Origin of the sequence: Lutibacter sp. B1 (assembly GCF_012524075.1) — a bacterium.
Classification (GTDB): Bacteria; Bacteroidota; Bacteroidia; order Flavobacteriales; family Flavobacteriaceae; genus Lutibacter.
In genome coordinates, this window is the sequence record NZ_JAAZUI010000029.1 from 1 (window position 1) to 13,982 (window position 13,982).

Annotated in this window: 13 protein-coding genes; all 13 read left to right on the plus strand. The window is 37.6% G+C overall.

Annotated elements, in window-relative coordinates; translation table 11 throughout:
- Window positions 1–297 precede the first annotated feature (297 nt).
- The 13 genes from HGB55_RS13550 (at window position 298) to HGB55_RS13610 (ending at window position 13,900) form a co-directional block, all read left to right on the plus strand.
- Window positions 298–1,134 (plus strand): DUF932 domain-containing protein, encoded by an 837-nt coding sequence (locus tag HGB55_RS13550; RefSeq protein WP_025743397.1) that lies wholly within the window; start codon window positions 298–300, stop codon window positions 1,132–1,134.
- 115 nt (window positions 1,135–1,249) lie between these two features.
- A complete protein-coding gene (locus tag HGB55_RS13555; protein ID WP_025743396.1) occupies window positions 1,250–1,687 on the plus strand; it encodes a hypothetical protein in 438 nt (145 codons plus the stop codon).
- A gap of 94 nt (window positions 1,688–1,781) precedes the next feature.
- Window positions 1,782–2,966 (plus strand): TolC family protein, encoded by a 1,185-nt coding sequence (locus tag HGB55_RS13560; protein ID WP_025743395.1) that lies wholly within the window; start codon window positions 1,782–1,784, stop codon window positions 2,964–2,966.
- Window positions 2,967–3,034: 68 nt separating this feature from the next.
- Complete coding sequence (locus HGB55_RS13565; protein WP_025743394.1) at window positions 3,035–3,226, plus strand: hypothetical protein; 192 nt, start codon at window positions 3,035–3,037, stop codon at window positions 3,224–3,226.
- 20 nt (window positions 3,227–3,246) lie between these two features.
- Window positions 3,247–4,749 carry an efflux RND transporter periplasmic adaptor subunit gene (locus HGB55_RS13570; protein WP_025743393.1) on the plus strand — a complete coding sequence of 501 codons (1,503 nt, stop codon included), beginning with the start codon at window positions 3,247–3,249 and terminating at the stop codon, window positions 4,747–4,749.
- Between the two features lie 12 nt (window positions 4,750–4,761).
- On the plus strand, window positions 4,762–7,845 hold the full coding sequence (locus HGB55_RS13575; RefSeq protein WP_025743392.1) for an efflux RND transporter permease subunit: 3,084 nt from the start codon (window positions 4,762–4,764) through the stop codon (window positions 7,843–7,845).
- 960 nt (window positions 7,846–8,805) lie between these two features.
- Window positions 8,806–9,141: a single-stranded DNA-binding protein gene (locus HGB55_RS13580; protein WP_168817437.1), complete on the plus strand. Its 336-nt coding sequence runs from the start codon at window positions 8,806–8,808 to the stop codon at window positions 9,139–9,141.
- Window positions 9,142–9,218: 77 nt separating this feature from the next.
- Window positions 9,219–9,668, plus strand: coding sequence for a RadC family protein (locus HGB55_RS13585; protein WP_168817438.1), 450 nt, complete (start codon window positions 9,219–9,221; stop codon window positions 9,666–9,668).
- A gap of 15 nt (window positions 9,669–9,683) precedes the next feature.
- Window positions 9,684–9,881, plus strand: coding sequence for a hypothetical protein (locus tag HGB55_RS13590; protein ID WP_168817439.1), 198 nt, complete (start codon window positions 9,684–9,686; stop codon window positions 9,879–9,881).
- A gap of 530 nt (window positions 9,882–10,411) precedes the next feature.
- Window positions 10,412–10,960: a BfmA/BtgA family mobilization protein gene (locus HGB55_RS13595; RefSeq protein WP_168817440.1), complete on the plus strand. Its 549-nt coding sequence runs from the start codon at window positions 10,412–10,414 to the stop codon at window positions 10,958–10,960.
- Window positions 10,960–11,988, plus strand: a complete 1,029-nt coding sequence (mobB, locus tag HGB55_RS13600) for a MobB family relaxase (RefSeq protein ID WP_025743390.1) — start codon at window positions 10,960–10,962, stop codon at window positions 11,986–11,988. The genes HGB55_RS13595 and mobB overlap by 1 nt, the downstream gene beginning before the upstream one ends.
- Window positions 11,985–13,430 (plus strand): type IV secretory system conjugative DNA transfer family protein, encoded by a 1,446-nt coding sequence (locus HGB55_RS13605; protein ID WP_028281656.1) that lies wholly within the window; start codon window positions 11,985–11,987, stop codon window positions 13,428–13,430. Before mobB ends, HGB55_RS13605 begins: the two co-directional genes overlap by 4 nt.
- Window positions 13,431–13,567: 137 nt before the next feature.
- Window positions 13,568–13,900: a hypothetical protein gene (locus HGB55_RS13610; RefSeq protein ID WP_247649227.1), complete on the plus strand. Its 333-nt coding sequence runs from the start codon at window positions 13,568–13,570 to the stop codon at window positions 13,898–13,900.
- The last annotated feature ends 82 nt before the right edge of the window (window positions 13,901–13,982 follow it).

Consider the following 13,982-nt stretch of genomic DNA (forward strand, 5'->3'; position numbering starts at 1 on the left):
TGATAACTTAATCGAACTGTTTGATCTTTAAACTCTTTACTGTAAATACGTTTTTTCATGTTTCTAAGATATTTGTTTTGTAACAAACGGTCTTAAATTTTGTGTCCGAGTAAAGGTAACAACTCCACTACACATTTACAGTCCACTTTGGAACAACGTAAATCAGAGATTGAAGAACAGATTCTAAAATTTGAACTTTAATGAAGCTAATGTCTTCAAATGTGAAAGCCTGCTCGCAAGAGTAGGCTTTCTTTTTTTAATCATATCTGTCTTCAGACAGGTCTAAAATCAAATATTATGTATTTAAATCGTTTACAACAAGATGAAATTTTCGTTTCAAATGAAATGAAATCGTTAAAAATTATTACTGGTATGGAGTCTCGAAGAGGACTTGAAAATGCCGTTATTTCCAATGACAAAATTGTGAATGTGGTCTCGAACAGTTATGGCCATATTCCAAATGAATTGTTTTTCAAAAAAGCCGAACAGCTATTACTGGATGCCAATCTGAAATATCATAAACGCACGATTAACAGAAATGACAGGTCTTTCATTGCCGACTTTATAATCGAGGACCATAATCAGTTTTCGTTGAAGAATGAACAGGATAAGATATTACCGATGTTGCGTTTCAAAAATTCCTATGACGGAAGCGAAAAGACTTCCGGGCATTTTGGATTTTATAGAGAAGTATGCACCAATGGCTTGCACGTTGCTCAATCAGAAATAGCATTTTCAATAAAGCACAGCAAAAACAATACAGATTTAATAATGCCGAAATTGAATTTTCTATTCGAGAAGTTCTTGGATAACGAATACTACGAAATCACAAGAAAATTCAGGGAAATGGAAGAAATCGTACTTATCGACACCAAAGCATTCGTAAAGGAAATATTGGAAAAAACGAAACTGTTCCGATATGAATGTAGCGACAAAAACGATAATCCTTCAAAGAAATCCAGGGAATTATTGGATATGATAGCCGAAGAAGGACACGATTATTATAAAACGCCCACATTATGGGATGGGTATAACGCCTTTAATTGGATGCTTCACAATACCTTGAAAAAAACTTTTTCGCAACAGGAAAAATTTGATAAGATATTGTTTGATGAAATATATGCAATGGTTTAAAGAAACATTATAAAAAGGTTCATCCAGTACCTTAAACTGGATTTTCACCTTTTCTAAAAGAGATTGAAGTACTCTAAATTTTCACAAATAAGAAATAATGGTATCTTTGTACCTAATGCAAAAACCAAATAAAATAGCGGCATTTTTCTTTTTAGGCTTGTTTAGCCTAATGATGCTGCATCAGGTTTTTCCGCATTTGCACCATCAACACGAGGACGCTCATTCCCATTCAGATATTGCCCATACTGGCGAACATCATCATCACGATGATGATTCCCACGAAGAAGAATCCCCTTATGGGTTTTTTGGGTTCGTTATGGATATGCACATCCATTCCACGGTATCCAGCGATATAGTCTTACTTGAAAGGAATACAATCGAGCAACAAACCGTTGTTGAAAAGGATGTTGCAAAAAGTTCTTTTGAAACCCAAAATATCTTCTTAATTGATTACAGGCAAAATAGTAAATCGCCTGTCTATCATCCACCCAATAAATACTTTAATCCCTACCTCTCTTCCCTCGACTCACGAGGCCCACCATCTTTAGGTTAATCGTTTAGGACTACGGTATCGCTACGGTACTGTTTCCTTTTATAAATGTAGACCTGTCAGCCGACAGGTAAGATTAAACCTAAAATTTCACACAATGAATAAACACATCGTGTCCGCAATTTGCGGATGCCTGTTCTTTGTTAGTGGTTTCTCACAGGATAAAAATATAGAGCAACTACTTAATGAAATAGAACAGAATAACACGGAGTTAAAAGGCTATCAATCATTCATTGAAAGTCAGCAACTCGAAAACAGGAGCAACAATAATTTGCCCGACCCACAGCTTTCTGGCTTTTATTTGCCATTTGGCGACAATAGAACTGGAGATTATACCGAATATCAACTATCGCAATCTTTTGAATTCCCAACGGTATATGCTGCTCGTGGCAAATGGAACGAGTCTAAATCGCAACAGTTAGCATCAGCCTATGCTAACAAGAGACAGGAAGTCTTGTTGAAAGCGAAGAACACGCTTTTGGAACTTGCTTACTTGCAAAAACAAAAAACTGTTGAAGCAGAAAGAAAAACCCAGAGCAAGCAGGTTTTTGACCAAATCCAAAAACTTTTTGATACCGAGCAAGTAGGCATTTTAGATTTGAATAAAGCGAAAATTGCTTGGATTCAAGAGCAGTTTGCCGTGGAACAGATTGAAACCGAAATTCAAATTTTGCTGTCAAAACTCAAAACGTTGAACGGCGGTAATGAAATTAGTGGCATTTCGACAGGACTTGCATTGCCTATTGAAGTTGGTGCGGAGGAAAGTCTTTGGCAGGAAAAATTATCAAATGACCCTTTACTGCAAGAATTAAAGGCTATTGAGACATCTTCACTTCAAAAAGTAAAACTGGAAAAAAACAAAGTACTACCAAACGTAGCACTTGGCTACAATTATCAAGGCGTTAGCGGTAGTCATTATTCTGGTTTTTATGGCGGTGTCTCGATTCCCCTTTGGAATAGCAAGAACAAAGTAAAAGCTGCCGAAGCCAATTATGAGTATCAGCAGTCCAATACGCAAGTAATTAGCACTTCGCTTTACACACAGTTTCAGGAAACTTATAATCGATACGAATTGATGCTCAAAAAATACAATGAGTATCAAACAACAATGGGCAATTTAGAAAGTGAGGATTTACTTTTTAAAGCCTATATGTTGGGCGAGTATTCGTTTATGGATTACTATGTAGAACTTCAGTTTTACAGAAATGCTTCAGATAAAATGTTGCAAATGGAAAAGGAACTGCAACTGCTTCAAGCACAATTATTAAAACATCAATTATAAATTTTAAACATACAATTATGAGGATTTCCAAAATAATATTCGCAATTCTAACAGTTTCAATTTTCACAATGACATCTTGTAGAGATACGAAATCAAAAACAGAAACCACTGAAGAACACGGTCACGACCACGATGCAGACGGCAACCATATGGGCGATGAAACCATAGAGCAAGAAGAGTTTCAAGTAGAAAAAGATTCTATGGAAATGAAAACGGATAGCCATACCCACGATGAGGGGAAGGAACACCAAGACCACTAAAAAACAAATAGATATAACAGATGAAATATATACTCATAGTGCTTGCCTTTTTGGCAATGTCTTGTAACAACAAGGCAGAAGACGCACACGCACACAATCCCGATGGTAGCCACGAAGGAGAAGAAATTCCACGCTTGGACCACACCATTTGGACAAACAAAACAGAATTATTCGTAGAATTCCCTGCTTTAATAGTAGGCAGTCCAAGCAGGCTTGCAGCCCACTTTACGGTGTTGGACAAGCATCAGCCCGTTCGCGAAGGTTCGGTTACGCTTAGTTTGATTAAGGGCGATAAAGGCATTCGCAATATCGCAGATGCACCTTCATCACCAGGCATATTCTCGCCTACCATTCAACCAAAAGAAGCTGGTAGTTACCAACTTGTTTTTGAATTGAAAACGCCAGACTATTCAGATAAAATAACGATTGACGATGTTACGGTCTATAGTAATGCAGATGAAGCCATAATGGCATTGGGTACTGCCGAAGATGATGGAAGTATCTCGTTCTTAAAAGAGCAGGCTTGGAAAATCGATTTTCAAACCGCACCTGTCGTTACGGGTAAAATTTACGATGTTATCAATACGTCCGGTGTTTGGATGCCATCGCCAGGTTCTACAAAGTCCTTGGCGGCAAAATCCAATGGTGTGGTAGATTTTAAAGTAAATAACCTAACCGAAGGTACAGCGGTAAAACAGGGTCAGTTGTTGATGAGCTTGAACAGTCAAGGTTTGGCATCCAATAATTTAAGTACGGATATCGCTTCCGCGAAAGCGACATTCCAACAGGCCAAATCGGAATATGAAAGGAAGAAAGAGCTATACGAATCCAAAATAGTCCCGAAATCTGAATTTGAAAAAGTAGAGAGCAGTTTCGAGATAGCCAAAGCCAACTATCAATCATTGGTGTCTGGTGTCTCGGGCGGAAGCAAACAAATACGTGCACCTTTTGATGGTTTTATCAAATCCATAACTGTTTCAAATGGCGATTATGTAGAACAAGGTGTTACACTTGTAACCGTTGGGACGCATCAATCCAGAGTTTTAAAAGCGCAGTTAGCACCCAACTACGGACTTACGATGGGTAATTTACAAGGTATATGGTATCAGGATAATGATAACCAATGGAAAGACGTAACTGATGCCGAGGGCAAAATCCTTTCGATTGGTAAGGACGTGGAACGTGAAAATCCTTTGATTTCTGTTTTTACAGAAGTCAATGCCACCGTCGATATGCCAATAGGAAGTCTAACACCTGTTCAGATAGCGATGGGAAATGCAACACAGAACACAATGATTCCTGTGAATGCTCTCTTGGAAGACTATGGAAGCTATTCCGTTATCGTTCAACTATCAGGCGAAAGTTTTGAAAGACGACCTGTTAAGCTTGGAAAGCGCAATGGCGAAAATGTAGAGATACTGGAAGGTCTGCAAGTTGGCGAAGTGGTAGTAACTACAGGAGCATATCAAGTTAAAATGGCTTCAATGTCGGGTTCAACACCTGCACACGGTCACGAACATTAAAAACGAAGAGAAATGTTAAACAAAATATTATCAATTTCACTTCAAAACAGATTGCTCATACTATTGGGAGCGGTTGCATTGAGTGTGTTGGGCGTGTATTATGCACGTACAATGAACGTCGATGTATTCCCAGACCTTACAGCACCAACGGTAACAATCCTTACCGAAGCGCACGGAATGGAATCTGAAGAAGTAGAAAAATTAGTGACCTATCAACTGGAAACTGCCTTAAACGGTTCGCCCAATGTGAGACGCATCCGTTCGTCATCGGCAGCGGGAGTTTCCATTGTTTGGATAGAATTTGAGTGGGGAACCGATATTTATCGGGCACGACAAATTGTAAGTGAACGTATTCCAATGGTACGGGAAAATCTACCCGAAGGAATTGGAGCACCAACAATGGCACCTATTTCATCCATTATGGGCGAAATAATGCTCTTGGGAGTGACATCGGATAGTCTTTCGCCAATGGAACTGCGAACCTTATCCGACTGGACCATCAGGCCTCGTATAAAAGCCATTGGCGGTATTGCAAACGTGGTGGTTATTGGTGGCGATTACAAACAATATCAAGTATTTGCCAATCCCGAAAAGATGAAGTATTACGACGTGAGCCTCTCAGAATTGGTAGAACACGTTAAGGAAGCAAATCAAAATGCGCCCGGTGGTGTCATCAATCAATATGGCAATCAGTACATCATTAAGGGAAGTGGTAGGGCGTATGCGCTGGAAGACTTACAGGAAGCGGTTCTAAAGGAAGTGAATGGTCAAACCATCAAGATTAAAGACGTTGCAACCGTACAAATTGGTGCAGCTGATAAAATTGGCGATGGTTCATTAAACGCAAATCCCGCTGTGATTCTTACTATTTCTAAACAGCCCGATGTGAATACATTGGAGTTGACAGACCGACTGGATGAAGCCATTGCCGATTTGCAAAAAACCCTGCCCAAAGGTGTCAACATCAAAAGTCAAATCTTTAGGCAGTCTGATTTCATAGATGCTTCTATAAGTAATCTAAATATGACTCTTTTAGAAGGTGCGTTCTTTGTAATGATTATCCTTTTCATTTTTCTGATGAACTGGAGGACTACCGTTATTTCCTTGCTGGCTATCCCAATTTCTTTATTGGTGTCCATCATCATTTTAAAATGGCTGGGTTACACTATAAACACAATGAGTTTGGGTGGTATGGCCATTGCGATAGGTGCGTTGGTAGATGATGCCATCATCGATGTGGAAAATGTATATAAACGCTTGCGGGAAAATATCAGAAAACCGAAAGCGGAGCGGGAATCGACCATAAAAGTAGTGCGTGACGCTTCAGTAGAGATTAGAAGTTCCATCATTATTGCAACCTTAATTATCATCGTATCATTTGTTCCCTTGTTCTTTTTAAGCGGAATGGAAGGTCGATTATTGCAACCGCTGGGCATAGCCTTTGTAACATCGGTATTGACCTCATTGGTTGTTGCCGTAACGGTTACGCCTATTTTGTGTTCCTATTTATTGGATAACGAAAAGCTTTTGAACAAGCAGGCAGAAGGTACACGCGTGGAGCGATGGCTACAGAAACATTATGGCAACCTTTTGGAACGGGCAACACGAATACCCAAAACCATTATTGGCGTAACTGTGATTGTTTTTCTGTTAAGTCTTTTAGTGGTCACACAATTGGGAAGGAGTTTTCTTCCTGAATTCAACGAAGGCTCTTTGGTAATTAGTGTGGTTGGTCCACCGGGAATGTCTTTGGAAGAAAGCAACAAGACAGGTAAATTAATCGAGACTATACTATTGGATATGCCCGAAGTAGAGGTTGTTACAAGAAGACAAGGCCGTGCCGAACTGGACGAACACGCGCAAGGTGTCAATGCTTCGGAAATTGATGTGCCTTTTGTTCTTGAGGACAAAACAAAAGAAGAATTCTTTGAAGAAGTCCGAAACAAATTGAGTGTTGCACCAGGTGTCAACATTACCTTGGGGCAACCCATCGCCCACCGTATCGACCATATGCTTTCCGGGACACGCGCCAATATTGCCATCAAGATATTTGGTTTCGATTTACAACGACTGTTTGAAGTAGGCAAAAGCGTAGAACAGAACATTAAGGATATTGATGGACTGGCAGATGTTGCTGTTGACCAGCAAATTGAAGTGCCTCAAATTCGTATTAAACCCAAGCGCCAGATTCTCTCGGCATATGGTATGACGGTTGGTAATTTGATGGAACAAGTAGATATCGCTTTTGCAGGAGAAGAAGTGGGCGAGATTTATGAAGGACAGCAATACTTTGATTTGGTAGTGCGCTATGAAAAACCGTTTCGGGATGATATTGAGAATATCAATAAAACCTTGATTAGTTTACCGAAAGGTGGACAAACTACGTTGGGCGAATTGGCAACAGTTCAATCGGTAAGTAGTCCAAACACTATCAATCGTGAAGATGTACAACGAAAAATTGTGGTCGCTGCCAATGTTCAAGGTAGGGATTTACGTGGTGCAGTAAACGAAATAAAGGAAGTCGTCGCCAATAACGTGAATATGCCAGAAGGCTACCGTGTACAATATGGCGGACAGTTTGAAAGTGAGTCCAAAGCATCACAATTGCTTTTGATAACAGCCATCATCGCGATAGCCATCATTTTCCTGTTGTTGTATTATGAATTTAAGGTCATAAAACTGGCGTTCGTAGTTTTAATCAATTTACCTCTGGCATTGATTGGTGGTATCTTGATTGTGTACTTTACATCAGGTATTATCAGTATCGCTGCGACCATTGGATTTATTAGTCTTTTTGGAATAGCAACCCGTAATGGAATTTTATTGGTTTCTCGTTATGAAGATTTACGAAAAGAAGGAATCCAAGGCTTTCAATTGATAAAGAAAGGAGCTTTGGATAGATTAAATCCAATCTTAATGACAGCCTTTACAACAGGATTAGCATTAATTCCATTAGCCTTAAAAGGTGGCGAACCGGGTAGTGAAATACAAAGCCCGATGGCGGTTGTAATTTTAGGTGGTTTGTTGTCAGCTACGATATTGAATTTGGTGGTAATTCCTTGTGTGTATCAATTAGTTCTGAAAAAAGAAAAATAGTAAATTGATTATAACTGTAAAACCTTCTTACTCTGGTAGGGAGGTTTTTTATGCCATTAGATTTATAATCCCATTCAGCACATTCCCCTACATTCCGCGAAAGCTTCATTCCGGGAAAAGCGCTTCACTCAAAAAAGGTCTTGGACACAACTTCAAAGATTCCGATTTCCATTCCACTTGCCTACTCATTCCCGAGAAAATTCGGGAAGTGGTCAAACTCTATTCCAATCTACATCTTTAAAGTCAAGTCCGCTTTAAATCCTACTTCAAAAGAATAATTTGGTTCTATAATCCGTTCAGCACTTTCCCGCTACATTTCGCAAAAAGCTACATTTCGGGCAAAGAGCTTCTCTATAAAAAAATCTTGGACCCAATCCCCGTTTTTGGCTTTCCATTCCGCTTCCCCTTCCCGCTTCGCTGGGAAGGAACGCTACATTCCCAAACCAAAACCGTGAATCCAGTCCGCTTGTAATCGGAAAGTCAAAGCCTCGATTTTCTTAACAGAATTAACGGCAAAGCCTACTTTGGTCTTTGCTCGATAATTCTTAAAAACCGAACCTTTGCCTCACACATTTTAAGGGGTTTATAATAGATGAAGCCTTTATTGTTTTTCGGGACAGCGAAAAACAGGTATGGCATAACCAATTCTAAAATAAAGCCATTTGCTTTGTTCGCTTAACTGTCGGTACGCTCTCGTCACAAATGTCTTTATAAGAATTGCTAATACCATTATGGAACTTGTCAAGACTGTACAAGTTTTAGGCAAAAATAAGGTTTCTACTTCCTTGAAAATCCAAAGATTTTACTACGTCGCAGACACTCCTGATTTATTCCCTAAAAGTCTTGACAAAACCCACTTCATCTATTGTGCGGAGCACGAAAGAAATCATACAAACACCCCTTAAAATTTAATTCAGTTTAAATCAAAAAGGGAAATATTAATCTTTTAAATCTTTTATTATGAGTACTATTAAAAATCACGTACAGTTAATTGGAAATGTTGGACAAGAACCAACCATTACGAACCTTGAAAGTGGTAAGAAAGTAGCCCGTTTTTCTTTGGCTACCAACGAAAACTACAAAGACAGTAAAGGCGAAAAGCAAACGGACACCAATTGGCATACTGTTGTCGCTTGGGGCAAGACTGCCGAAATCATCGAAAAATATGCCCAAAAAGGTAAAGAAATTGGTGTGGTTGGAAAGCTAAAAACACGCACCTACACTATGGACGACGGAAACCAACGATATGTTACCGAAGTGGTAGCCGATGAAATCCTATTGATGGGCAGTAAGTAAAAAGTAAAGAGGGCACTAAGACCAGTTTTCAATTAGTTCGTGCCCTCTTTTAATTATTCACTTAAAATAAATGAACAATGAAAGACAAAGTTAATGAAATAAAAGTCAGCTACAAAGAACGTATCCCTGCTTCTTTTTGGCAAAAAATAAATTCTTCCGATGATGCCGCTAAACTACTTTTTGAGCATTGGAACAAAGATACCATAGGACTTCACGAAACTTTTAAGGTTTTGTTATTGAACAACAGCAATAAGGCAAAAGGAATCTATGAACTGTCAAAAGGTGGTATTACAGGTACTATGGTAGATATAAGGATATTATTTGCGATTGCACTAAAATCTTTGAGTGTTGGGATTATTTTATCCCATTGCCATCCATCAGGTCAATTAAAACCTAGTGAAGCGGACAAGAACATCACTGAAAAAATAAAACAAGCGGCACAGCTTTTCGATATAAAGGTTTTAGACCATTTAATTATTGTACCCAATGGTGATTATTACAGCTTTGCCGATAACGGAATATTATAATTTAAAACCTGAACTATGATATATTTAAATTATAACAACCTCGATGACGAAACCCAACAGCATCTACTTTCCGTTTCAAAAGAAGATATAGAAAGTAAATTTGGGAACGACCTTAAAGCCTACGCCAATAAACATCATATAGATTATAACACCATATTGGACGAAGAAGCAATAAAAAATCTATACACCTACACCTACGTTTTTAATATCTAAATTGAAAAAACAGAATTGGACCTTTGAACTTTCAGAGGTCTTCTTTTGTGCCTTATTTTTTCAATATTAAGAGAGCCAATATTCCGTAACTCGACGTCCTAAATTTACATTTTCACAAAAATCTTATTTTTTGGTATCAAAACCTACCATTTGAAAACAATCCGTATTTGAATATTATTTGCAAATAGAATATCTTTAAAAGGCTGTTAAGCTGTACCATTTTAAGTATCGTTATCCCATTTTGATTTGACTTTCGCCGATAATGATACACACCAAAAATTAAACATATCGGAATTTTTTAATTCCGAAAAAAGCAACTGACTTTTTAGTCAGGTTGTTTGAAAAATTTTGTCCCTGCGGGACGAATTTGAGAAGCAAGAGGGTAACACGCCAAGGCGGTGTTAACGATTGGTTTTTAGTTGTAATTATTTGATATTCAAATAATTACTGTTTATATGAAATAGAGAAATAATAAAATTTTACAGTAAATCCTTTTGAAACCCCTATAAAACGGCAATTTTTTACAGTAAATGAGTTCAAATCATCAAAAGAAATACAGTTTTTCTGCCATTAGTATTAAACCTAATGTGGCAACTCGCTTTCGGAAATTTTCCAAAAGAATTTCACGTTCGCATACCGATACGCTGGAAACAATGATGAACTTTTTTGATTTGAACGAGCTATCCCCAAATGAATCTTTGGGTGCAAATATGAAGACTTTAGAGAATAGCTTAAAAAAACGAATCAATGCACTTGTAGCCATTATTAGGGATATTGAAAAAAACCAGACCAAACCCACCAATGCAATGTTGGAACTGCTCTTTCAGGAGAATCCAAAAGAGGAAGAAGCACAAGAAGAATTATTTGAATTTGAACAACAGGAATTGATTACAGAAAATGAGGAACTGAATCATTATCGAAATCGGTACGAAGAAGTTCAACAACAATTCCATTCCGTAAAATATGATTTAGAAAAAATCATTGATAAGACCACTTATGTTAAAAGCAGTTTTGGAGGTGGCTATTTAAAACTGGATTTAAGCAAAGATGAATTTGAAAACATTAAACAAAAATTATAATGTATATCACAGTAACCAAACAGACATTAGATGGCAATTATGCACAGAGCGTTTCCGATTTTGTCGCTTATCTCGAAAAAGAAAACGATGACAAATCCATTGATGAAATGGAACATTTTTTCAATCAGTATGGCGAAGAAATATCAGGTAAGGAAGTCATTAAAGAAATTGACGGAAATACGGCTAAACTCAAAAAGACCGAACCAAAGTTTTATTCCATTACAGTCAATCCGAGTGCTTATGAATTGAAGCGATTGCAAAATCATTCCGAGGAACTGAAAAAGTACACCCGAGAATTGATGAAAGAGTACGCTAAATCTTTTAATCGGGAAATAAACGGACGAGCTGTTACTGTAGATGACATTATATACTATGCCAAAATTGAGCATCAGCGTACGTATAAGGGAACGGATAGGAAAATTCAGGAGAACCAACCTTATGCCACCAAGATACTTCAAATTAAGAACGATATCCGGAAAATTAAAAGTGGCGAATTAGAAGGCAACATCAAAAAATTACAGCAAACGATGTCCCGATTGGAAAAAGAAGCACCACATCAACAAGATGGAAAACGCATTGTTAGAGGGATGCCTAAAGAAGGCTCTCAAAGCCATATCCATATTATTGTGAGCAGAAAGGATATGTCCAATAAATACAGTTTGTCCCCTGGTAGCAAGTACAAAGCTTCGGAAACCGTTTTTAATGGCAAACCTGTAAAACGTGGTTTTGATAGGGACAAATTCTTTAAGGCTTCTGAAAAAACGTTTGACACTCTATTTCAATACAAACGAAACTATGTTGAAACTTATAAGGCACGTAAAACATTCCTGAAAAATCCAAAGTTGTATTTCTCAATTCTTTCGGGATTGCCAACCAATGAAAAGGCAACTGCCTATAAAATACTTGCCAAATCTGGTGTACCCATAATGAATATTCCAACAAACAAAGTACAGTTGGCATTAAAGATAATCAACAAGTTAAAAAAAGGGATTGACCGAGCAATACAGTCGGGTTCTATTGGGATATGAGTATGTCAATACCACATATCATCCTTTTTATTGTTGTTCCGGTATTGTTTGTCAGTACAGTTTTATATGTGTTTCTTCATCAAGAAGAGCCCAAAAACGGAGATAAGAAATATCAGGTACGCTTTAAACTTCGTCGTGGAAAATTTCAAATCGAAAATATCAAGCGAGGTGCATCGATTATTGGCTCTGCGGGAAGCGGTAAAACAGAAAGTGTTATCTATAATTTTTTACAGCATTTTAGTACCCATCAATTTTGTGGTATCATACACGATTACAAGGATTTTGAACTTACCGAAATTGCCTACCCATTATTTAAAGAAAAGGATATTAAATTCTATACCATAGCTTTTGACCAAATCCATTATTGTGTAAACCCAATTACCCCAAGATATTTGCCCAATGAGGAAAGTGTGAATGAATTATCCAAGGTACTCATTGAAAATCTTTTGGAGTTCAACGAATCCAGTACAAACAGTACCACAAAATTCTTCAGTGATGCTGTTGAAGGTTTGATGGGTGGAATGATTTGGAAACTAAAAACGTCCTATCCTCAATATTGCACCCTGCCCCATTTGATTGCTATTTTTCAATCGATGACTACCAAACAGTTGGTTACTTTTGTGAGCTCAAATATCACTTCCCGAAGTATGGCAAGTGCTTTTATCAACGGAATGGATTCTGACAAACAAACGGCAGGTGTGAAAAGCACATTGGCCAATGCCTTTAAAAAGATAGGTTCACAACAGTTGTTTATGGCTTTGTCAAAAGATGAAGTACCATTGAATATCAACAGCAAGGACAATCCTGCTGTTATCTGCATCGTGAACCATCCCAAATATGAATCAGCTTACTCGCCTATCATCGCTGCAATTATGCACACAGTCATCAAGCAAATGAGCGTGAGAGGTCAACAGTCGTCATTTTTAATGATGGAAGAAGCCCCAACCATAAAGCTGCTTAATATGCACCGCATTCCCGCAACTTTAAGAAGCTATGATATTGCCACAATTTACGTGATGCAGGATAAAATTCAGAATGATATGCTATATGGAGACAAAGCGAGTAAGGCTATTTTGAGCAATCTTTCCTATCAGTTTTTCGGCAAAGTTAATGACCCAGATACTGCAAAATATTATGAGCGTTTCTTTGAGATTGTTCGTAAGGAAACCACAAGTATAAATCGTGGACACAATCTAAATTTTGATACGAGAATTACCACAGGCGAAAAAGAAGTTTCTAAACGTAGAGCAGATGTTTTTTTCCGTTTGAAACAAGGCGAGTTTATAACTTTTGCTGATGGCAAAGATAAAAGAGTTCAATTTAAACTACAAACGATTAAAAGAGAAATACCAAATCCTCATCAACATTTTACAACCGATGAATTAAAGCTCAATTTTGAACGGATTTATAGAGAGGCAAAATCTATATTTAAGGTTAACTAAAATTAGTAAATAAAGAACAACCATAGTTTTTGCACAACCTGTGCATCGATTAATTTGTATCTTTGTCAAACTTTATGAAAATATTCTTTTCCATATCAATGTCTATTTTATTCTTTTTTCAGGGAATCAGCATTGATATGGACTTTTGTGGGCCAATTAAAGAAATTTCAAGCATTATTACCCATTATCAAGACCATAAAGTTTATGGAGACTCTTTCCTTGAATACGTAGTCGAAGATTACATTGACAATGGTGCAAAAAATGAAGGGCATCATCATAACCCTGATAAGGAGAATACACCAATCCATTCCCATCAGCAATGTTGTCACCCTTTAGTGTTAATGATTGAGAACAACAATTTGGCTTTAATTAATCAATTAAAGTTTGAAGGAAAAAAACAGGTTAACTTACATAAAGTAAACTTCTCTTCCAGATATTTGGAATCGCTTTTCCAACCCCCTAAAGTATAATTCAGTTTTTTTTAAGGATAGCTATATCCTAACGTGATGCTTCTCAAGATAGGCATTGCTATATAAATGCGTTGCACCTATT

What these genes read in the sequence shown, in the direction of transcription:
- HGB55_RS13550 (WP_025743397.1), top strand. Translation starts at nt 298, where the DNA reads ATGTATTTAAATCGTTTACAACAAGATGAAATTTTCGTTTCAAATGAA.
- HGB55_RS13555 (WP_025743396.1), top strand. Translation starts at nt 1,250, where the DNA reads ATGCAAAAACCAAATAAAATAGCGGCATTTTTCTTTTTAGGCTTGTTT.
- HGB55_RS13560 (WP_025743395.1), top strand. Translation starts at nt 1,782, where the DNA reads ATGAATAAACACATCGTGTCCGCAATTTGCGGATGCCTGTTCTTTGTT.
- HGB55_RS13565 (WP_025743394.1), top strand. Translation starts at nt 3,035, where the DNA reads ATGACATCTTGTAGAGATACGAAATCAAAAACAGAAACCACTGAAGAA.
- HGB55_RS13570 (WP_025743393.1), top strand. Translation starts at nt 3,247, where the DNA reads ATGAAATATATACTCATAGTGCTTGCCTTTTTGGCAATGTCTTGTAAC.
- HGB55_RS13575 (WP_025743392.1), top strand. Translation starts at nt 4,762, where the DNA reads ATGTTAAACAAAATATTATCAATTTCACTTCAAAACAGATTGCTCATA.
- HGB55_RS13580 (WP_168817437.1), top strand. Translation starts at nt 8,806, where the DNA reads ATGAGTACTATTAAAAATCACGTACAGTTAATTGGAAATGTTGGACAA.
- HGB55_RS13585 (WP_168817438.1), top strand. Translation starts at nt 9,219, where the DNA reads ATGAAAGACAAAGTTAATGAAATAAAAGTCAGCTACAAAGAACGTATC.
- HGB55_RS13590 (WP_168817439.1), top strand. Translation starts at nt 9,684, where the DNA reads ATGATATATTTAAATTATAACAACCTCGATGACGAAACCCAACAGCAT.
- HGB55_RS13595 (WP_168817440.1), top strand. Translation starts at nt 10,412, where the DNA reads ATGAGTTCAAATCATCAAAAGAAATACAGTTTTTCTGCCATTAGTATT.
- mobB (WP_025743390.1), top strand. Translation starts at nt 10,960, where the DNA reads ATGTATATCACAGTAACCAAACAGACATTAGATGGCAATTATGCACAG.
- HGB55_RS13605 (WP_028281656.1), top strand. Translation starts at nt 11,985, where the DNA reads ATGAGTATGTCAATACCACATATCATCCTTTTTATTGTTGTTCCGGTA.
- HGB55_RS13610 (WP_247649227.1), top strand. Translation starts at nt 13,568, where the DNA reads ATGGACTTTTGTGGGCCAATTAAAGAAATTTCAAGCATTATTACCCAT.